General features: G+C 69.6%; 15 protein-coding genes. 2 read left to right on the forward strand and 13 right to left on the reverse strand.

Translation table 11 applies throughout. The features are described 5' to 3' along the window. Window positions 1-5 precede the first annotated feature (5 nt). A complete protein-coding gene (locus V1318_RS17735) occupies window positions 6-1,973 on the reverse strand; it encodes a hypothetical protein (RefSeq protein ID WP_332941071.1) in 1,968 nt (655 codons plus the stop codon). A gap of 847 nt (window positions 1,974-2,820) precedes the next feature. Between V1318_RS17735 and V1318_RS17740 the strand changes: the two genes are divergently transcribed. Next, window positions 2,821-3,180 carry an MmcQ/YjbR family DNA-binding protein gene (locus tag V1318_RS17740; protein WP_332941072.1) on the forward strand — a complete coding sequence of 120 codons (360 nt, stop codon included), beginning with the start codon at window positions 2,821-2,823 and terminating at the stop codon, window positions 3,178-3,180. 61 nt (window positions 3,181-3,241) lie between these two features. Here V1318_RS17740 and V1318_RS17745 read toward each other — a convergent pair whose 3' ends face one another. The 9 genes from V1318_RS17745 to V1318_RS17785 form a co-directional block, all read right to left on the reverse strand. Beyond that, window positions 3,242-4,420, reverse strand: coding sequence for a S1 family peptidase (locus tag V1318_RS17745; RefSeq protein ID WP_332941073.1), 1,179 nt, complete (start codon window positions 4,418-4,420; stop codon window positions 3,242-3,244). A gap of 413 nt (window positions 4,421-4,833) precedes the next feature. Further along, a complete protein-coding gene (locus V1318_RS17750) occupies window positions 4,834-5,376 on the reverse strand; it encodes a L,D-transpeptidase family protein (protein ID WP_332941074.1) in 543 nt (180 codons plus the stop codon). After that, window positions 5,373-7,010 (reverse strand): acyl-CoA dehydrogenase family protein, encoded by a 1,638-nt coding sequence (locus tag V1318_RS17755; RefSeq protein ID WP_332941075.1) that lies wholly within the window; start codon window positions 7,008-7,010, stop codon window positions 5,373-5,375. The genes V1318_RS17750 and V1318_RS17755 overlap by 4 nt, the downstream gene beginning before the upstream one ends. A gap of 89 nt (window positions 7,011-7,099) precedes the next feature. Next, entirely contained in the window at window positions 7,100-8,341 is a 1,242-nt protein-coding gene (locus V1318_RS17760) for an NAD(P)/FAD-dependent oxidoreductase (RefSeq protein WP_332941076.1), read from the reverse strand. Between the two features lie 121 nt (window positions 8,342-8,462). After that, window positions 8,463-8,669, reverse strand: a complete 207-nt coding sequence (locus V1318_RS17765) for a cold-shock protein (RefSeq protein WP_056176409.1) — start codon at window positions 8,667-8,669, stop codon at window positions 8,463-8,465. Between the two features lie 192 nt (window positions 8,670-8,861). After that, window positions 8,862-9,635: an S-methyl-5'-thioinosine phosphorylase gene (locus V1318_RS17770; RefSeq protein ID WP_332941077.1), complete on the reverse strand. Its 774-nt coding sequence runs from the start codon at window positions 9,633-9,635 to the stop codon at window positions 8,862-8,864. A 1-nt stretch (window position 9,636) separates the two neighbouring features. Then, complete coding sequence (locus V1318_RS17775; protein ID WP_332941078.1) at window positions 9,637-10,206, reverse strand: hypoxanthine-guanine phosphoribosyltransferase; 570 nt, start codon at window positions 10,204-10,206, stop codon at window positions 9,637-9,639. Continuing rightward, the gene (nagZ, locus tag V1318_RS17780) at window positions 10,206-11,201 is read right to left on the reverse strand and encodes a beta-N-acetylhexosaminidase (protein WP_332941079.1); all 996 of its coding nucleotides are present in this window, start codon (window positions 11,199-11,201) and stop codon (window positions 10,206-10,208) included. Before nagZ ends, V1318_RS17775 begins: the two co-directional genes overlap by 1 nt. Before the next feature lie 185 nt (window positions 11,202-11,386). Beyond that, entirely contained in the window at window positions 11,387-11,902 is a 516-nt protein-coding gene (locus V1318_RS17785) for a CYTH domain-containing protein (protein ID WP_332941080.1), read from the reverse strand. 543 nt (window positions 11,903-12,445) lie between these two features. On the opposite strand from V1318_RS17785, the gene V1318_RS17790 reads away from it, so the two are divergent. Further along, a complete protein-coding gene (locus V1318_RS17790) occupies window positions 12,446-13,777 on the forward strand; it encodes a S8 family serine peptidase (RefSeq protein WP_332941081.1) in 1,332 nt (443 codons plus the stop codon). 70 nt (window positions 13,778-13,847) lie between these two features. On the opposite strand, the gene rlmD is transcribed toward V1318_RS17790, so the two are convergent. From rlmD to V1318_RS17805, 3 genes are all read right to left on the reverse strand, one after another. Then, window positions 13,848-15,203, reverse strand: coding sequence for a 23S rRNA (uracil(1939)-C(5))-methyltransferase RlmD (gene rlmD / locus V1318_RS17795; protein WP_332941116.1), 1,356 nt, complete (start codon window positions 15,201-15,203; stop codon window positions 13,848-13,850). 134 nt (window positions 15,204-15,337) lie between these two features. Next, window positions 15,338-15,946 (reverse strand): YdbL family protein, encoded by a 609-nt coding sequence (locus V1318_RS17800; RefSeq protein WP_332941082.1) that lies wholly within the window; start codon window positions 15,944-15,946, stop codon window positions 15,338-15,340. A gap of 35 nt (window positions 15,947-15,981) precedes the next feature. Beyond that, window positions 15,982-18,021: a hypothetical protein gene (locus V1318_RS17805; protein WP_332941083.1), complete on the reverse strand. Its 2,040-nt coding sequence runs from the start codon at window positions 18,019-18,021 to the stop codon at window positions 15,982-15,984. Between the last annotated feature and the right edge of the window lie 7 nt (window positions 18,022-18,028).

Genomic DNA, 18,028 nt, shown 5'->3' on the forward strand with positions numbered 1-18,028 from the left:
CCGCCCTAATTCACCGTGCAGGTAAAACTCAACGTCGTGCTCTGCCCCGCGTTCAAAGTACCCAAAGCGATGCCCGCCGCACTGGTCAGCTGGCCGATGTTGAAGCTGCCGGCGGGCACGCCGTCGCCGGTGATGGTCACCGCATTGCCCGCCGGGCAGGTGATGCCCGCGCCCGGCGCGTCCCGCACCACCGCGCCGGTAACCGTGCCCGGCCCGGCATTGGTCACCACCAGGGTGTAGGTGGTGTTGGCGCCCGCCGCCACGGTATCGCCCGGTAAGTCGCTGGGCTGCGCCGCTGTGTAGGTATTGCTCTTGGTGATCGTGAGATTGCTGCTCAGGGTATTGGTGATGGTGCAGGCCACGTCGCGGCCGCCGCTCACGATCGAAAGGCCGGCGAACGGAATCGTTACGCCGTTGCCCGCGAACGTAGCGGTTTGCCCCGCCGCCAGCCCGGTGCAGGCGACGGCGGTGATGGCCCAGCCCGGCGGCGGCGCTTCGGTGACGGTGGTATTGGCGGTGGTGCTGGCCACGGTCAGCGTCTGTTGCGGCCCCGCCGTGCCGGGCAGATCCGGCGCGGTGGTGACGATCGTATGGTCGGCGATGCCGTTGTTGCCGCTGAACGCGAAGCTGCCGATGTTGCCCGTGGACACCTTGGTCAGGGTCAGGCGGTTGACCACCCATTCCATGCTAATGGGAGTGACCGGCAGGTTTAGCCCAACCGAAGTGGTGAAGTTCGCTGCGCCGTTGTTGTAGATCCCTGCGACGTTGCTGACCACGTTGACACTGACGGTACAGGTCGTCGCTACGCCGCCCGCAGTGCCGCCAGGAAGATTGCCGGCGGAAACGGTGAAAGTTCCTGCGCCAGCCACCGCGGTCATGGCCGTGCCGGCACCGCAGGTGGTCGTCGCATTGGGTATGGGTGCGATCACCACATTGGCGGGTAGCGTGTCGGTGAAGCCCCAACCGACCTTGGGCAGATTATCGCCATTGGTATTGGTGATGGTGAAGGTCAAACGTTTGACCTGGCCGACATAGCTGATCGGCGTATCCACGGCCTTGGTGACGCTTGGCGTAACGTCGGCGGCGGCGAAATTGTCCAAGGCCCAGTCATTGCCGCCGCCGGATGCATTCTGGTTCACCATCGAGACGGTCAGCCCGCCGCCCATTACCAGCGAAGCGCCCGCGCCGGTCGGGAAATAGTCGCCGACGCGAACCACCGCCGTGGCGCCGGCGATGGCCGAGTCGGGACGCGCCGCCACCGTGTAGCTGCGTACGTTGGGCGATGGGCTAGAGCACAGATTGATCGTGCCCCCGATCTGGGTACCGTTGAGATTGGCGGTGATAAGAGGTGCGGAAGCAACCGGCGGACAATTGACCGCGGCGGCCGTCACGCGAAAGGTGACGAAGCGACCGGTTCCGCCTACGGGACTGGCCGGCAATGGGATCGGCGAAACGTTACGCAATATCAGATTGGGCGCGCCGGGGTTGCCGTTCGTATACGCCGTCAGCCCGATGTTCTGCTTTTCGGCATTAGTCGCAGTCGCATTGTTGAGCGTAGCGCCGGTTGGCCGATTGGCGTTGAAACCGCCAAGAGCGAGCAGGTTGATCTGGGCGAAGTTCCATATCGCCTGGGGGGACGGGGGATTTGCGCCGCCAACGCAACTCGCAACGGCATTGGCGTCGGTCGCGGACGATGCCCAGGCACCGACGATGCCGTTGCAACCCGTGCTGCCATTCCATGCCGGGTCGGCCGTATAGGTCATATTGAGCGGACCGGGGCCGACATAGGCAGGAATATCGCGGGTGGCGAAGGCCGGACCCGTCACATTGCCGCCGTCGAACGTCTCTTGATAAATAACGGTCTGCGCCTGCGCGGGCGCCGCGGCGAGAAAGCAGAAAACAGGAAGCGGCCAGAGGCGCGCATAGCGCTTGCGCTTGTAGCCCTTCGCCGACGAGTCAAGTTTGGATGCCATTCCTAACGCCCCCACTACATGTAAACGTGAATGTTGCGCTCTGACTTTCCCGCGAAAGTCTGGGAGCGCTATCGACTGGCGTAGGCCGTACCGGCATGGCGTCATCGGTGGTGCGATACGTGACACCCTCAGAATGCCGATCGCTCGCGCCGCAGTGCAAGGTCGCAACCGTTCTAAACCTCATGGGGCTATTTGATCCGCCCCGTCCCGGTCGTACGTGCAGACAAAGCTCAATGCCACGCCCTGCCCCCTGCTTACAGAGCACAGGCGAGGCGACTGCATCGCCGACGACGCAGGCGATTCCGGCGCCCGGGCCGTCCCGACAGGAACCGGCGCCGCGGGCCGCACGGATCGGGCCGGGCAATCGGGTCTCGGCCACGGACGCCGGCGCCGCCGCACGCGGCGGCGACCCGTCCGTCCAGCCGAAACGCACGAGATCGCTACAAGCCCCTGCCGCAGGGGCAGACGGACAAAACGCGACTGCTGGCATGGTCCCCCCGCCACAACGCGACACTGCCAAGCGCGATCGCCTTCGCGGCCGCGAACGGCCGCGTCCCATCCTTGGCCACCGCGCCGCGCCGGAAACCGGACGACGCCAGCAGGCCACCCTCTCGGCGGGCCACTGGACCACAGCCACGGCGATGACACTCACCGGCCGCTATGGCGCCCACTCTGTAGGGATAAGTCTCCATACGCGCCGAAATCCGGACATGCCCGGCCGCGCCCATGTCCTGGGCGAGCCTGGCCAGTTCAGCATGCGCCTGCCAGGTCGCATCGCCCGGGTGCGGCCCAGACGGAGCAGCCGGCGCTACGCCGCCGGCGGCCGAGCCCAGGTAAGCTGGCCGGCATGGACACGGCCCAGCTGAAAAAATTCTGCGCAACATTCCCTGGCGCCGTCCAAACCCTGCATGGCCACCCGTCCAACATCCTGACCTACGCGGTCGGCGGCAAGACCTACGCCTACTTCAAGACCAGCGAACCCGAACGCTGGCGCTTCAGCATCAAGGTCACGCCGGAGCGTTTCCTGGAACTGACCGGCGTGCCCGGGATCAAGCCGGCGCGCTGGATGGGCCGTTTCCGCTGGGTCACCATCGTCGACGTGCGCGGCGTGCCGGCCGACTACCTGCGCGAACTGGTCGAATGGTCGTATCGGGAAGCCTTGGGCAAACTCAGCCGCAAGCGCCGCGCCGAAATATCCGGCGGTTGAGCCGCCCCGGCGCACGAACGCCCCGCGGTTGCGGGGCGTTCGCGTGGGGCGCCGGCCGCCGTTACTGACGCAGCAAGCTCAGGCCGTACTGGCTCAGGATCGGGTTCAGGCGTTCGAACCAGGTCACCCGCTGCGACTGCGCGACGCTGCAGTTGTTGTTGCTGCCGACGGGGATCTGGCCGCCCGAGCTCACGCCCTGGGCCTGTCCGGCCGCGGTGATCCAGGAGCCGCCCGAGTCGCCGCCGCCGATGCAGGCGTTGGACTGGGTCAGCCCGCGCACCGTGCCTTCCTGATAGTTCACGGTCACGTTCTTGGCGGTGATGGTGCCGCAGCGGTAGCCGGTGGTGCGGCCCGAACGGCACACCGAGGCGCCGATCGCCGCTTCGGTGCTGCCGCGCACGGTCACGTTGCCGCCGCTGTAGTCGCTGACCAGCGGCTGCAGGGTGTGCGTGCTGCCGACCTGCACCCAGGCGCGGTCGGTGCCCGGGAAGTTGGACTGCGCGAACGAGCCCACGCTGACCCCGCCCACACGCACCACGTCGCCGGGCGAGCCGCAGTGGCCAGCGGTGACGAAGCCCTTGGTGGTGCCGCGCATCACCGAGAAGCCGACCGAGCACAGGTACATGTTGTTGATGGTGTACTCGATGCCGCCGCGGATGGTCGCGGTCAGGCGCGGCTGGCCTTCGGAGGTTTCCAGGCGCACGGTGCCGGCATCGGCGCCGCTGGCGGCGACGAAGTCGATCGCGGCGTCGGCCGCGCCGGGCGCGACGCTGAGCACCACCGCGTTGGTCTGCGGATCCACGCGCCAGGAATGGATGCCGTCGATCGGCTTGCTGATGCCGAGCACGCGCGCGCCAGCGCCGCCGTCGAGCTGGGCCATCGCCGACTGCAGCTGGCGCAGGCTGTAACGCACATGGCGCAACTCGACGCCGGGGATGGCCAGAGACTTGCGCGCGCCCGCGGTCGCGGCGACGTAGGCGAAGGAACCGTCGGCCTTGCGCTCGATCCAGCTGCCGGCGAAGCCGGCGCCGAGTTCGCGCTCGACCGCGGCGGCCTGGTGCTGGGCCAGGCGTTCGGCCCTGAGGTACTGCGGCACGCGCTCGGCGGCGATGCCCAGGTCGCGCTGCATGGCGAACTTCAACTCGGGACTGATCTGATCGGCGGCCATGGCGCTGCCGGAAAACGCGGCCAGCGCGACGGCCAGCGACAGCAGCGAACGACGTACGGTGGATCCCTGCATGGTGAATACTCCTTTGGAGAGCGGTTGCTCGGACATGGACGACCCGTGTGGGTCGCGGCGGCCGCACGCGGCGCTGTGCCTCGCTACGGCATCCCGGTCCAGTGCACGCCTCGCATCGCACTGCAGTCCGGGTTACTTGCAAGAGAGCAGAGCCTGGCCGCGCGAAACAAGGCGCATGCGCAGACCCGGATCACACGCGATCCTTGAAGCGAGTCACAGGAACGCAGTCGCGTTGGACGCGAGCGCGAGGAGCGCATGCGCGATCGCGCGCGTGACGATGCGCTGCACGAAGATGAACGTCGCGCGCACGCAAACGATTCGCGCCGCACCGCATCGCCGCGGCAACGCCAACCATCGTGTGCAGTACCTGCGAGCGAGCGTGCGTGACGGCACGCTCGAGTACGTATGAGGCGTCAGGGATCTATGCGAATCGGCACATCGCGCGGCACGCGGCGCCAGATCTCCTCGATCTCGGCGTCGCTGACCGCGATGCAGCCGTCGGTCCAATCCTCGCGCCACCAGCGCGAGCTGCCGCCGTGGATCATGATGTCGCCGCCGGGATCCAGGCCCGACGCGCGCGCCCGGCGGCGATCGTCCGGGCCCGGATACGAGACCCGCAACGACAGATGGAAGGCGCTGTTCGGATTGCGCTGGCTGATGCGGTACTCGCCCTCGGGCGTGCGTTCGTCGCCACGGCGCCGCTTGTGGCCCTGCGGCGCATCGCCCAGGGCGATGCGATAGCTGGCGATCACCCGGCCCTCGCGCAGCAAGCGCATGCGGCGCTCGGACTTGTCGACCACGATGCGATCGGCGCGCTGTGCCGGCGGCAACAGCGCCGGCGCGTGCGCTCCCGTGCGCGGCACCGGTGGTGCGCCTTCGTCGCGCGCGCAGGCGCCGGTGGCGAGCAGCGCGGCGAGCAGCGCGGCCCGCGACAGCGCCGGCGGCGGCAGCTTCACTCCGGCAGCGCCCGCTGCAGAATGGCTTCGAAACCAAGATCGCCCGGCAAGGTGCCGAAGGCGAGCCCGTGCGCGCCGTCCAGGCGGCTGCGGCAGAAGGCCTCGGCGCAGGGGCTGCGCGCATCCAGCAGAACGCCGGCCTGCAGGGCCAGCGCCAGGCGTTCGACCCAGTGCCGGGCCTGGCCTTCTTCGATGCGCAGGCCGCCGTCCAGCGCCGGCGCGAGTTCGGCGATGCGCGCGTCCAGCGCGGCGTGCGCGCCGCGATGACGATGCAATTGCGTCAGCACCGCGCGCCCAGCCTCGGGCTCGCGCGCCAGCGCGCGCAGCACGTCCAGGCATTGGATGTTGCCGCTGCCTTCCCAGATCGAGTTCAACGGCGCCTGCCGGTACAGCCGCGGCAACATCGATTCCTCGACGTAGCCGGCGCCGCCCAGGCATTCCTGGGCCTCGTTGACGAAGGCCGGCGCGCGCTTGCAGATCCAATACTTGCCCACCGCGGTGGCGATGCGCGCGTAGGCGGCCTCGCCGGCATCGTGCGGCGCGCGATCGACCGCGCGCGCGACCCGCAGGGAGAACTGCAGGGCGGCCTCGGCCTCGATCGCCAGGTCGGCCAGCACGTTGCGCATCAGGGCGTGCCCGACCAGGGCCTTGCCGAAGGCCTGGCGGTGGCGGGCATGGTGCAGCGCCTGCGCCAGGGCCATGCGCATCTCCGCCGCCGATCCCAGCATGCAGTCCAGGCGGGTCAGCATCACCATTTCGATGATGGTCGCCACGCCGCGGCCCTCGTCGCCGATGCGCCGCGCCCAGGCGTTTTCGAACTCCACCTCGGACGAGGCGTTGGACCAGTCGCCGAGTTTGTCCTTGAGCCGCATCAGGCGCAGCGCGTTGCGGCTGCCGTCGTCGCGCCAGCGCGGCAACAGGAAGCAGCTCAGGCCGCCGGGCGCCTGCGCCAAAACCAGGAAGGCGTCCGACATCGGCGCCGAGAAGAACCATTTGTGCCCGACCAGGCGGTACTCGTCGCCGGACAGCGGCGTGGCCACGGTCTGGTTGGCGCGCACGTCCGAACCGCCCTGCTTCTCGGTCATGCCCATGCCCAGGGTCACGCCGGCCTTGTCGCGCATCGGCAGGTCGCGGCCGTCGTAATGCGGCGCGGCGGCCTTGGCCGCCCACTCCGCCAGCGCCGGCGCATGCCGCAGCACCGGCATCGCGGCGTGGGTCATGGTCAGCGGGCAACTGCTGCCGGGTTCGACCTGATGGTGCAGGTAGCTGAGCGCGGCGCGCGCGACGTGCGCGCCGGGGCCGCCGTGGCGCCAGGAATAGCCGGCCACGCCATGCTCGATCGCGGCCTGCATCAGGGCGTGGTAGTTGGGATGGAACTCGACCAGATCGATGCGCTGGCCGTAGCGATCGTGGCTACGCAGGCGCGGCCGATCGCGGTGGGCGTCGAAACTGAGCGCGTACAGCGCATCGCCGGCCAGGGCCGCATAGCGCGCCAAGTGCGCGCCGTGCTCGCCGCCGCCTTCGCGTGCGACCGCTTCGCGCAAGGCCTCGTCGTCGCGCCACAGATCGCGCGGCGCGAACGGCGGCGGTTGATTCTCGACCCGATGGGTCGCGAACGGCGGCAGCTCGGACATCGTCGACTCCCTGCGAACGGTGCGATGTCCCCGATTCTAATGGCTCCCGGCGCGTAGGGCCGTTATGTGGCGGATCGCGCTCGCGGCGCTCAGGCCTCCCCGTCCATGCGCTGCTCCAGCGCCCGCAGGAACGCCGGCGCCAGCGCCAGCGCGCCGAACCAGCCGCTGCGCAGGCCGGTCAGCACGCGCAGCATCTGGCCGCGCCCGCCGGGCACGCGCGACATCGGATGGAAGACGCGATCGCGCAGCGCCGCGATGCGGTCGTGCTCGGACTGGAACAGCGGCGTCAGCCAGCGGCTCCAGAAATGGTAGACGCCCACGTGCCTGCGCCGCTGGTCTTGATAGTGGGCCAGCGCCTGCGGAATATCGGGCCGCGCGCGCAAGGCGTCGCGCAGCGCCAGCGCGTCCAGCAGCGCCATGTTCACGCCCTGCCCCAATTGCGGACTCATGGCGTGCGCGGCGTCGCCCAGCAGCACCGCGCGATCGCGATGCCAGCGTCGCGCGACCGCGTCGCGGTAGCGCGCCTGCGCCAAGCCCTGCGGTACCGCGGTGTCGCGCAGGCGTTCGGCCGCTTCCGGCCATACCGCCGCGACCGCCGCGCGCCAGGCGCCCTCGTCGTGGTTCGCCGCGCTGTCCAGCGCCGCCACCGGCAGGCTCCAGAAGAAGCTCAATCGCTGGCTGGCGTCGCCGGGACGGCTGCCGACCGGCAGCATGCCGACCATGCGCCGCGCGCCGACGTAACGCTGGCGCAGTTCGTCCTGCCAGGCCCAGTCGCCGCGTTCGACCAGGCACCATTGCGCGCCCCAGGGATAGGGCCGATCCAGCGCCGGCGGCGCCACGCCCGCGCGCAGCAGCGAGGCCGCGCCGTTGGCGACGATCACCAGATCGTAAGGGCCGTGCTCGTCGCCGCCGGCGTCGCGCAGCAGACCGCGCTGGTGATCGACGGCGACGATGTCGCGGCCGCAGTGCACGCGCCGGCCTTCGTTCCAGGCCTGATCCAGCAGCGCGAACAACGCGCCACGCTGCAGGCCCAGGCCAAAGTAGCGCCAGTGCAATTCGCGATAGCGCATGTCCATGACCGCGCGCCCGCTCGCCGTCTCGCCGTACAGCCGTCGCACGCGCGCGCCATAGCCAAGCGCGGCATCGAGCAGGCCCAGTTCCCACAGCACGCCCAGTCCGGTGGGCTGGAGCAGGAAGCCGGCGCCGACCGGCCCGAGCACCGGCGCGCGCTCGAACGCTTCGACCGTATGGCCGTCGCGACTGAGCAGCAAGGCCGCCGCCTGGCCGCCGCTGCCGTAGCCGACGATGCCGATGCGCAAGGCGGCGCTCATGCGCTATGCCAAGAAAAAGGCCCCGCCGTAGCGGGGCCTGGAAACCAGTCCGGGCCGGATCGCGTCTGCGAGCAGCGCACTCGCGAGCAGCGCACCCGCGAACATCGGCCTAGCCAATCGATCACGCCGCTGGCGTCACTTCGGACGCCTGTGCGCCCTTCGGTCCTTGGGTCAGTTGGTAGCTGACGCGCTGGCCTTCCTGCAAGCTGCGAAATCCCTTCGCAACGATGGCGGAGAAGTGGACGAATACATCGGCGCTGCCGTCTTCGGGCGAGATGAAGCCGAAGCCCTTGGCGTCGTTGAACCATTTCACGGTGCCGTACTGCATATCCTTATTGACCTCATGCTGGATGCGTTTGTCGTGCGCCATCGCGTCGGGGCGACCGAGACGCCTCGCGAGTATATGCAAACTGAACAGGATGATGACAAGCGTCTGAGCGAGGATTGCGGGCATTGCGGCGGAGCAAACTCCGACGCAAGGTCCGACTGACGCTGAGCGTCAGAAAATTTGCGATGCCGATCACTTTGCCAACAGCGTCGCCAGCAATTTCGGCAGTTCCGCGGTCGCCGCGGCGACGTGGTCGAGCACGTCCTGCAGGGTGATCACTTCGTCCGGATCCGGGCCGGCGCCGGCGGCCCAGTTGGCGACGATCGCCAGGCAGGCGTAATCCAGGCCCAGTTCGCGCGCGAGCCCGGCCTCGGGCATGCCGGTCATGCCGACCAGGTCGCAGCCGTCGCGGCGCATGCGCAGGATTTCGGCGCGCGTTTCCAGGCGCGGCCCTTGGGTGGCGCCGTAGCAGCCCTCGCCGACCATCGCCACGCCGGCCTCGCGCGCGGCCGCGATCACCGCCTGGCGCAGGCTGCGCGTGTAGGGTTCGCCGAAATCGACGTGCAGCACGTCGCCGCCGCCGCGGCCTTCGGCGTCGACTTCGCACAGGGTCGACACGCGGCCCCAGGTGTAGTCGATCAACTGGTCCGGACAGGCGAGCACGCGCGGGCCGAAACGTTCGGTGATGCCGCCGACGGTGTTGAGCGCCAGCACGCGCTGCGCGCCCAGCGCCTGCAGCGCGGCGAGATTGGCGCGGTAGTTGATCAGGTGCGGCGCCAGCGAATGGCCTTCGCCGTGGCGCGCCAGGAACGCGACCCGGCGACCGCCCAGGGTGCCGATCCGGATCGGGCCGGACGGCGCACCGTAGCGCGTGAGCGGCTGATGGGTTTCCACGTCGGCCAATTCGGCCAGTTTGTACAGGCCGGTGCCGCCGATGACCGCCAGTTCGATGCGAGCCTCGCCCATCTCAGTCCTTCAATGCGTAGATCGCGGGCAGGTTGCGGCCCTGCTCGTGGTAGTCCATGCCGTAGCCGAACACGTAACGGTCCGGCACTTCCACGCCGACGTAATCGGCGCAGATGCCGGGCACGCAGCGGTCGTGGGCCTTGACCGCGAGCGCGGCGATGCGCACCTCGCTGGCGCCCTGCTCGCGGCACCATTCGCGGATCGCGTGCAGGGTGTGGCCCTCGTCGAGGATGTCGTCGGCCAGCAGCACGCGGCGGCCGCCGAGCGGGGTCGCCGGGCGATGCTTCCAGACCAGCTCGCCGCCCGAGGTCTCGCCGCGGTAACGGGTCGCATGCAGATAGTCGAACTCCAGGTCCAGGCCGCGCTCGCCCAGTTCCATCGCCAGCTGCGCGGCGAACGGCAGGCCGCCGTGCATCACGGTCAGGTAGACCGGACGCTCGCCGTCGTAGTCCTTGCGGATCGCGTCGGCCATACGCGCGATCGCCTGCTCCAGCGTCTTGCGGTCCAGCAGCAGATCGGCGTTGCGCAGCGCCGCAGCCAGGTCGGCGCCGTTGCCGGTGGCGGCGCTCATCAAGCCAGTCCCTCGACGCGGCCGCGGCTTTCGCCGTAGCGCCGGTCGGCGATCAGGCCGTCCCAGCCCATCGCGCCGCGACCGATCAGGCCGGTCAGGGCCATGGTGTTGAGCTTGCGGCCGGCGACCGCGGCCAGCGATTCCTCGACCAGGTTCGGATGGCAGACCAGGACCACGTCGCAACCCGCGTCCAGATGCGCGTCGATGCGCGCCTTGACGCCGCCGGCCGAGAACGCCGCGGCCATGCCGATATCGTCGCTGAAGACCACGCCGCGGAAGCCCATTTCCTTGCGCAGGATCTCCTCGATCCAGCGCTGCGAGTAACCGGCCGGCTCCGGCGCGACCTGCGGATAGACCACGTGCGCCATCATCACCGCGTCGGCCTTGGCCTCGATGCCGGCGACGAACGGAATCAGATCGGTCGCGCGCATCTCGTCCAGGCTGCGGCGATCGACGGCGTTGTCGAAATGGGTGTCCTCCAGCACCGAGCCGTGGCCCGGGAAATGCTTGAGCGTGGCCGCCATGCCGGCCGCGTGCATGCCGCGCACGTAGGCGCGGGTGAATTCGGCGACCACCTGCGGATCGGCGTCGAAGGCGCGGTCGCCGATGGCGAGATTGCCGCGGCCCAGGTCGACCACCGGCGCGAAGCTGAGGTCGACGCCGCTGGCCTGCACCTCCTGCGCCATCAGCCAGGCGTGCTCCTCGGCCAGCTTGAGCGCCGCGGCGCGGTCGTTCGCGTAGCGGCGGCCGAACCCTTCCAGCGCCGGCAGCGCGCTGTAGCCCTCGCGGAAACGCTGCACGCGCCCGCCTTCCTGGTCCACGCAGATCAGCTGCGGACGCGGCGCGGCGGCGCGGATCGCGGCCGACAGGTCGGCGACCTGCGCCTTGGAAGCGAAATTGCGGGTGAACAGGATCACGCCGGCGCAGGCATCGTGCTGCAACCAGTCGCGCTCTTGCGCGGTGAGTTCGGTACCGGCGACGCCGATCACGAGCATGCGGGGACTCCTAGCGGGTATGGCTGCGCTGACTGCGCGGGGGCCATTGTCTCGCAGAAGCCGCTACAGGCGTAGTCCGGGCCTGGCGGCGGGCCGTGGCTTGGGGTTTCGGGGCCGTTTCACGAAATGGCAACGATCGGCGGCCGCCGTTGCGCATCCTCGGTAGGAGGCACAGCGACCCGGACTCAGGGCGCCAGGCCCGCGCGCTCCTCGGCGCTCCAGTCCGCGTAGGGCCGCGTGGCCAGGGCCAGGTTGTAGTAACGCGCGGCATCGGTGACCTCGCGGCCCAGCCAGTCCGGACGTGCGTAGGCCTCGTCGGCGTGCTCGAGTTCCAACTCGGCCACCACCAGCCCGGCGTTGTCGCCCAGGAACTCGTCGACCTCCCACAGGTGGCCCTGGTGCTCGACGTAATGACGGCGCTTGTCGATGGCGCCGCCGGTGCACAGCGCCATCAGCGCGCGCGCGTCGGCGACCGGAATCGGATAGTCGAACTCCTGGCGGGTATGGCCGAGCTCGCGCGACTTGAGATTGAGGTAGGCCGCATCGCCGGCGATGCGCACGCGCACCGAGGCCTTCATCGCGCCGCTGTCGAGCAGGGCCAGGTCGTTGAGATAGCCCTGCGCCATCGCCACCGTTTCGCGCGCGGCATCGCGCCAGCCGTCGCCCGTCACCAGAAACTTGCGCTCGATCTCGATACCCATCGTCCACCTGTGCGATATGTCGGATCCACAAGGCGAAAATCCGAGGCCGCGATTCTATCCGTTGCGCGGGCGTTCGGGCGCGCACGCGCCGCGCGAAGCCCAGGGCTTGTCCTCGCCCTGCGGCCAGGAACGCAACGCAATCGCGAATCGACCGAGCGCGTTGCGCGGGGCTCCGCCGCGTCCATACGAAGTACCGTTTCGTAGGCCGCTGGCGCCCCGGCCGGAAGCGACCGGGCTGCGCAGTCCGGCGGCGAACCGCGCATCGCGCCGCTCGAGCGAGCCACGCCCGCATGAGGGATTTCCCCTAGAACTCGGCAGGATTTTGCTGAACAGCGGAACCTAACTGGGGGTTTGGCGCAGCTTATGTGCCTTTGGCGTGCCAACCGCATTCACAATCCGCATCGGTTGCCGCAACGCAGCAAACACCCGGCTTTTTTCCCGCTACATTCGGCCGCAGCCGTCCTCTGCCTGGGCGGCCTCAACGGGGTCCATAGCCTTATGAATAATCGTATCCGCGTCGGTTTGATCGCAGGCGCTGTAGCCATGGCACTGGGAACGTCGTTCGCCGCGCAAGCCGGCGGTCGGCCGGATCTGGCGCTGAAAGCTTTGAAAGAAGGCCGCGCCCATGCGAGCGGCGAATTGCTGGTGAAGTACCGCGACGGCGCCGGCGTCGGCGCGAGCGACGCGGTGCAGCGCGGCCTCGGCGCGCACAAGCTGCAGGTGGTGCGCCGCGGCGACCGCGGTAACGGCGAACTAGCCCTGCTCAAGCTGCCGGCCAACGTCGATCTCGCCGCCGCCGTCAGCGCGCTCAGCAACGACCCGGACGTCGAATACGCCGAACCCAACTGGACCCTGCACCACGACGCGTTCTCGAACGACACCTATTACACCAACGGCACGCTGTGGGGCATGTACGGCGATGTCGGCAGCCCCAACAATCAATACGGCTCGCAGGCCTCGGAGGCCTGGAATACCGGTTCGACCTCGTGCGGCAACGTGATCGTGGGCGTGATCGACGAAGGCATCTACTGGCAACACGAGGATCTGGCCGCCAACATCTGGACCAATCCCTACGATGCCGCCGACGGCGTCGACAACGACGGCAACGGCTATGTCGACGACGTGCGCGGCTGGGATTTCAACGGCAACACCAACAACATCAACTCCGGCGGCGCCAGCGACGACCACGGCACCCACGTGTCCGGCACCATCGCCGGCGTCGGCGGCAACGGCAAGGGCGTGGCCGGCGTGTGCTGGAGCGGCGTCAAGCTGATCAGCGCCAAGTTCCTCGGCCGCCGCGGCGGCAGCACCGCCGATGCCGTGCGCGCGATCGACTACTTCAACGATCTCAAGACCCGGCACGGCCTGAACATCGTCGCCACCAACAATTCCTGGGGCGGCGGCGCGTACTCGCAAGCGCTCAGCGACGCGATCGACCGCGCCGGCCAGGCCGACATCCTGTTCGTGGTCGCCGCCGGCAACGACAGCGTGAACTGCGAGGGCAACACCAGCGGCGCCTGCTACCCGGCCGCGTACCCGAACAGCAACATCCTGTCGGTGGCGGCGCTGCGCAGCACCGGCGCCCTGGTCTACAACTACGGCGTCACCACGGTCGACATCGGCGCGCCGGGCTACAGCATCGCCTCGACGGTGCCGACCAGTTCCAAGGGCAACATCGTGTCGGGCTATGCCAGCTACAGCGGCACCTCGATGGCGACCCCGCACGTCACCGGCGCGGCCGCCCTGTACGCTTCGCGCCACCCAGGCTCCAGCGCGCAGCAGATCAAGGCGGCGATCATGAACGCCGCCGTGCCCACGCCCTCGCTGAGCGGCAAGACGGTGACGGGCGGACGCCTGGACGTCAGCGGGTTCTGAATCCGCGCCGTCGCAACGAAAGAACCCGGCCATGGCCGGGTTCTTTTTTGGGCGATACGACGGGCTCGGATCAGGGCTCGAACAGGGCGATCGATTCCACGTGCGCGGTGTGCGGGAACATGTCCATCACCCCGGCGGCGCGCAGCTTCCATCCCTTCTCGCGCACCAGATAGCCGGCATCGCGCGCCAGCGAAGCCGGATGGCAGCTGACGTAGACGATGCGCTTGAACTGCTTCAGCGGCAGCTGGGTGAGCACGAAATCGGCGCCCGAACGCGGCGGATCCAGCAGCAGGCGATCGAAACCCTCGCGCATCCAGGCTTCGTCGCTGAGGTCCTTGCCCAGATCGGCGGCGTAGAACTGGGCGTTGCCCAGGCCGTTGCGCTCGGCGTTCTCTCGCGCGCGCTTGACCAGCCCGGCTTCGCCTTCCACGCCCACCACTTCGCGCACCGTGCGTGCGAGCGGCAGGGTGAAGTTGCCCAGGCCCGCGAACAGGTCGAGCACGCGGTCTTCGGGCTGCGGCGCCAGCAGGTCCAGCGCGTGCTGGATCATGCGGCCGTTGAGGCCGGCGTTGACCTGGATGAAGTCGAGCGGGCGGAACGCCAGCTCCAGGTTCCATTGCGGCAGAGTGAACGCCAGGCGCGGCTCGGCCGGCCACAGCGGATGCACGCTGTCGACGCCGCCGGGCTGCAGGAACACCGCGAAGCGATGTTCGCGCGCGAACGCGACGATGGCCTCGCGGTCGGATTCCGACAGCGGCGAGAGGTGGCGAAAGGTCAGCGCCACGCCGCTGTGGGCGTTGTCGCCGTCGTCGGGCATGGCGTCGCCGGCGATGAACTCGACCTGCGGAATCTCGCGCCGCGCCTGCAAGCCGTCGACCAGCGCGGCGAGCGCGGCGATCTTGTCGCCGACCGCCGGGATCACGGTCTCGCAACGCGCGATGTCGGCGACGAAGCGCGGATCGGTTTCGCGGAAACCGACCAGGGTCTTGTCTTTCTTCTCGACCCGGCGCACCGAGAAGCGGCCCTTGCGGCGATAGCCCCAGGCCGAGTCGGTCAGCGCCGGCAGCACGCGCTCGGGCGTGACATGGCCGATGCGCTCCAGGTTTTCCAGCAGCACGTTCTGCTTGGCCAGGATTTGCTGGTCCTCGGCCATGTGCTGCAGGGCGCAGCCGCCGCAGGTGCCGAAATGCAGGCAGCGCGGCGCGACGCGGTCCGCCGAGGCCTCCAGCACCTCCAGCGTCACCGCTTCGTCGTAGCTGCGCGAGCGCGCGGTCTGCTTGGCCATCACGCGCTCGCCGGGCAAGGCGCCGGCGATGAAGACCGCTTTGCCGTCCGGGCGCCGGGCGACGCCGCGGCCATCATGGGTGAGGCCGCCGATGGCGGCCTCGAAGGGGGTTTGATCGATGCGGGCCACAGCTGCTGGCAGGAATCAGAGGCCGCGCATTGTCGCAGAAAGGCCGGGATTGGGGATTCGAGATTCGGGATTCGGTTCAGGCGGCCAGGCCGCGGCCGGCGATGGCCGGCGAATCCCGCAACCCCGATCCCGAATCCCGTGCTCGCCTACTTCTGCTTCCAGCCGCCGCCGGCGTCCTGGTACCACCAGCCGGCGCGCGCGCTGTCGGTCCACTGGCGCGCGAACACCTTGCGGATCTGCGGCTCCCACTCCGGATGGCCGTTGGCGACGGCGACCTCGCGGTAGACCGCGGCCGAATCGCGGTTCTGGTCGGCGACGGCCTGGTTCACGCCGACCCGCTCGGCCAGCGGAATCTTGGCCGCGTCGCGCACGTCGATGCTGCCGTCGTTGCCGAAACCGAGCGCGCCGGAATCGAAGTGCGCGCGCAACTGGCCGTCGAAGCGGCCCTTCATGCGCGCCTGGATGGCCTGGATCGCCGGCGTCTTGATGGTGATGTCCGGCGACGACTGCGCGTAGGCGCTGCCGATGCCCACCAGCGACAGCCAATCGATGCGCGGCCCCAGCGAGGCGCTCTGCCCGCCCGGCTTGGGCGTCGGCGCGGGCGCCGGCGTGGCCGGTTGGGCATCGTCGCCGATGACCTTTTCGACGAACTCCTTGGCCGCTTCCTTGGCCTCGGCGGCCGGGAAGTACACGTTGATCGTGACGCAGGCCGTGAGCATCACGGCGGCGACCGGCAAACCCATCCAACGGCGCATGTTCGTTTCCTTCTGAAGAATGTTCTACGACGGGTTTATTGGACCACGGGTTTGACGTCGCCCTTGCCGACGGCTTCGAGCCGTTCCAGCAAGGTCGGCCAGTCGACCCGGCGGTTGATGCCGACCACGTCCAGGCGCGGCAGTCCCGCGCCCTGGACGATAATAAAGGCCTGGCCGCCTGAATCCTTACTGGCCGGGCCCAATCCGTCCATGTGGCAGACCTCGTCGGCGAGCCGGCAGGAGATGCCCAGGCGGGCGTAGCCGAAGTCGTCGAAGAAGCCGATCAGCATGCCCTGCAGGCTGCCGACGAAGGAGGCGTCGCCGACGCTGGACAGGTCCTGGACGGCGCGCTGGCTGATGCGCTGGCGCACGCCCGGCTTGCGTTCGGTGCGCAGCTCGGCGTCGAACGCGACCGGCTGCCAGTCGACCAGGCGCAGGGCGTCGATGCGGCCGTCGAGCTTGCCGGTGATGCTGCCGAAACCGAGCACGCCGGTCAGCGATTCCAGGTCCAGGTCGTCCAGCGCGATATCCGCCGACAGCGTGGGCGCGACCCCGAACGGCCGCTCCATCGCCAGCGCGGACACGCTGACGCTGCCGCCGAACAGCTGCATGGTCAGGCCGCCGTCGAAGTCGAGGCGGTCGTCGGCGTAGTGCGCCTGCGGGATGCGCCCGCTGAGCTCGCCGCTGAAGGCCGGGCCGTCCACGGCCTTGGCGATGCGGCCGATATCGAGCCGGTCCAGGCCCAGGCCGAAGCGGATATCGAGGCCGCGTCCGGCCGCCGGCGGACGCAGGCGCAGGCCGTCGAAACTCACCTGCCCGCCCAGCATGGGAAAGCTCACCGCGCGCTGCAGGCGCAGCTCGCCCGCGCCGCTGGTGAACGGCAGCTCCACCGCGCCGAAGTCCAGGCCGTACAGGGCGCCGCCGCGCCAGGCCAGCGCGCTGGCCACCGGCGCGTCGGCCGAATAGCGCAGGTTGCCGGCCAGGCCGTCGAAGCGGAACCGGCCCTGCGGATCGTCGATCGCGACCTCCTGCAGGCTGGCGTCGGCCGCATGCAGTTCGCCGCCGGCCATGCGCACCCGCGCCTGCATGGCGCCGCGCAGTTGCAGCTGCCCCAGGCCGGCCAGGCCCAGGAAACCGGTGAGGTAGCTGTCGCGCAGGGGCGCCAGGTCGGCGCTGCGCAGGTCCAGCTCGAGGGCGTCCAGGCCGGCATCGGGCGTGAGCGCCGCGCGGCCTTCGGCGCTGAGCACGCCCTCATCGCGCCACAGCAGGCGCGGCAACTGCCAACCCTGCGCGCCCTGGCGCCGCGCGCTCAGCTCCAGCGCCACGTCGCGCTGCTGCAGCGAGAGATAGGCGTTGCCGAACAGCAGCTCGCCGCCGCGCAGGCGGCCGTCGAGGTCGATGCCGGTGACTTCGCCGAAGCGCGCGTCCAGATCCAGTTCGGCGCCCAGGTGCTCGGCCGCGACGGTGCCGTCGGGGGTGTCGAAGGCGCCGCCGCGCAGGCGGATCGGCCCGGCCACGCGCAGCGGCTGGCGTTCGGCGGCGGTCACGGTCAGCCGGGCGTCGAGTTCGCCGCCCTTGAAGCGCGCCTCCGGCCAGGCCTGGGCGGCCAGGGCTTGGGTCCAGGCCAGCGGCACCCGGGTCAGGTCGATCCGGGTCGCGTCGGGCGCGGCCGCGTTGCGGTGCAGCGCGACCACCGCCGCGCCGCGCGACAGCCGCGCATCGGTGACCGCCACGCCCAGATCCAGCGCCAACCGCAGCGGCGCCGCGCGCCCGGAACGCAGTTCGCCCTCGCAGCGCCAGCCGCCGCGGCCGTCGCGCCGCAGGGGGCAGCGCCAGCTCACGTCGGCGTAGCGATAGCCCAGCTCCGGCGCGACCACGCTGGCCGCGCGCAGGCGCAATTCGCCCTGCTCGGCCTGGGCCGGCCAGTCCAGCGACACCTGCACCTGGCGCAAACTTGCGACCGCGGTCTCGATCCGCCCGATCCTGGCGTTCAGGCTGCGCGCGCCGGCGTCGCCGGCCAGGCAAAAACCCGGCAGCGACATCCACAGCAGCAGGCGTACTATCGGAGACGACATAGCCGGC

The sequence above is a fragment of the Lysobacter sp. CCNWLW3 genome (assembly GCF_036697405.1).
Lineage (GTDB): Bacteria > Pseudomonadota > Gammaproteobacteria > Xanthomonadales > Xanthomonadaceae > Lysobacter.

Bases quoted from the DNA above. Each gene is read 5' to 3' on its own strand.
- V1318_RS17735 (WP_332941071.1), bottom strand. From the start codon at position 1,973: ATGGCATCCAAACTTGACTCGTCGGCGAAGGGCTACAAGCGCAAGCGC.
- V1318_RS17740 (WP_332941072.1), top strand. From the start codon at position 2,821: ATGGACACGGCCCAGCTGAAAAAATTCTGCGCAACATTCCCTGGCGCC.
- V1318_RS17745 (WP_332941073.1), bottom strand. From the start codon at position 4,420: ATGCAGGGATCCACCGTACGTCGTTCGCTGCTGTCGCTGGCCGTCGCG.
- V1318_RS17755 (WP_332941075.1), bottom strand. From the start codon at position 7,010: ATGTCCGAGCTGCCGCCGTTCGCGACCCATCGGGTCGAGAATCAACCG.
- V1318_RS17760 (WP_332941076.1), bottom strand. From the start codon at position 8,341: ATGAGCGCCGCCTTGCGCATCGGCATCGTCGGCTACGGCAGCGGCGGC.
- V1318_RS17765 (WP_056176409.1), bottom strand. From the start codon at position 8,669: ATGCAGTACGGCACCGTGAAATGGTTCAACGACGCCAAGGGCTTCGGC.
- V1318_RS17770 (WP_332941077.1), bottom strand. From the start codon at position 9,635: ATGGGCGAGGCTCGCATCGAACTGGCGGTCATCGGCGGCACCGGCCTG.
- V1318_RS17775 (WP_332941078.1), bottom strand. From the start codon at position 10,206: ATGAGCGCCGCCACCGGCAACGGCGCCGACCTGGCTGCGGCGCTGCGC.
- nagZ (WP_332941079.1), bottom strand. From the start codon at position 11,201: ATGCTCGTGATCGGCGTCGCCGGTACCGAACTCACCGCGCAAGAGCGC.
- V1318_RS17785 (WP_332941080.1), bottom strand. From the start codon at position 11,902: ATGGGTATCGAGATCGAGCGCAAGTTTCTGGTGACGGGCGACGGCTGG.
- V1318_RS17790 (WP_332941081.1), top strand. From the start codon at position 12,446: ATGGCACTGGGAACGTCGTTCGCCGCGCAAGCCGGCGGTCGGCCGGAT.
- V1318_RS17800 (WP_332941082.1), bottom strand. From the start codon at position 15,946: ATGCGCCGTTGGATGGGTTTGCCGGTCGCCGCCGTGATGCTCACGGCC.
- V1318_RS17805 (WP_332941083.1), bottom strand. From the start codon at position 18,021: ATGTCGTCTCCGATAGTACGCCTGCTGCTGTGGATGTCGCTGCCGGGT.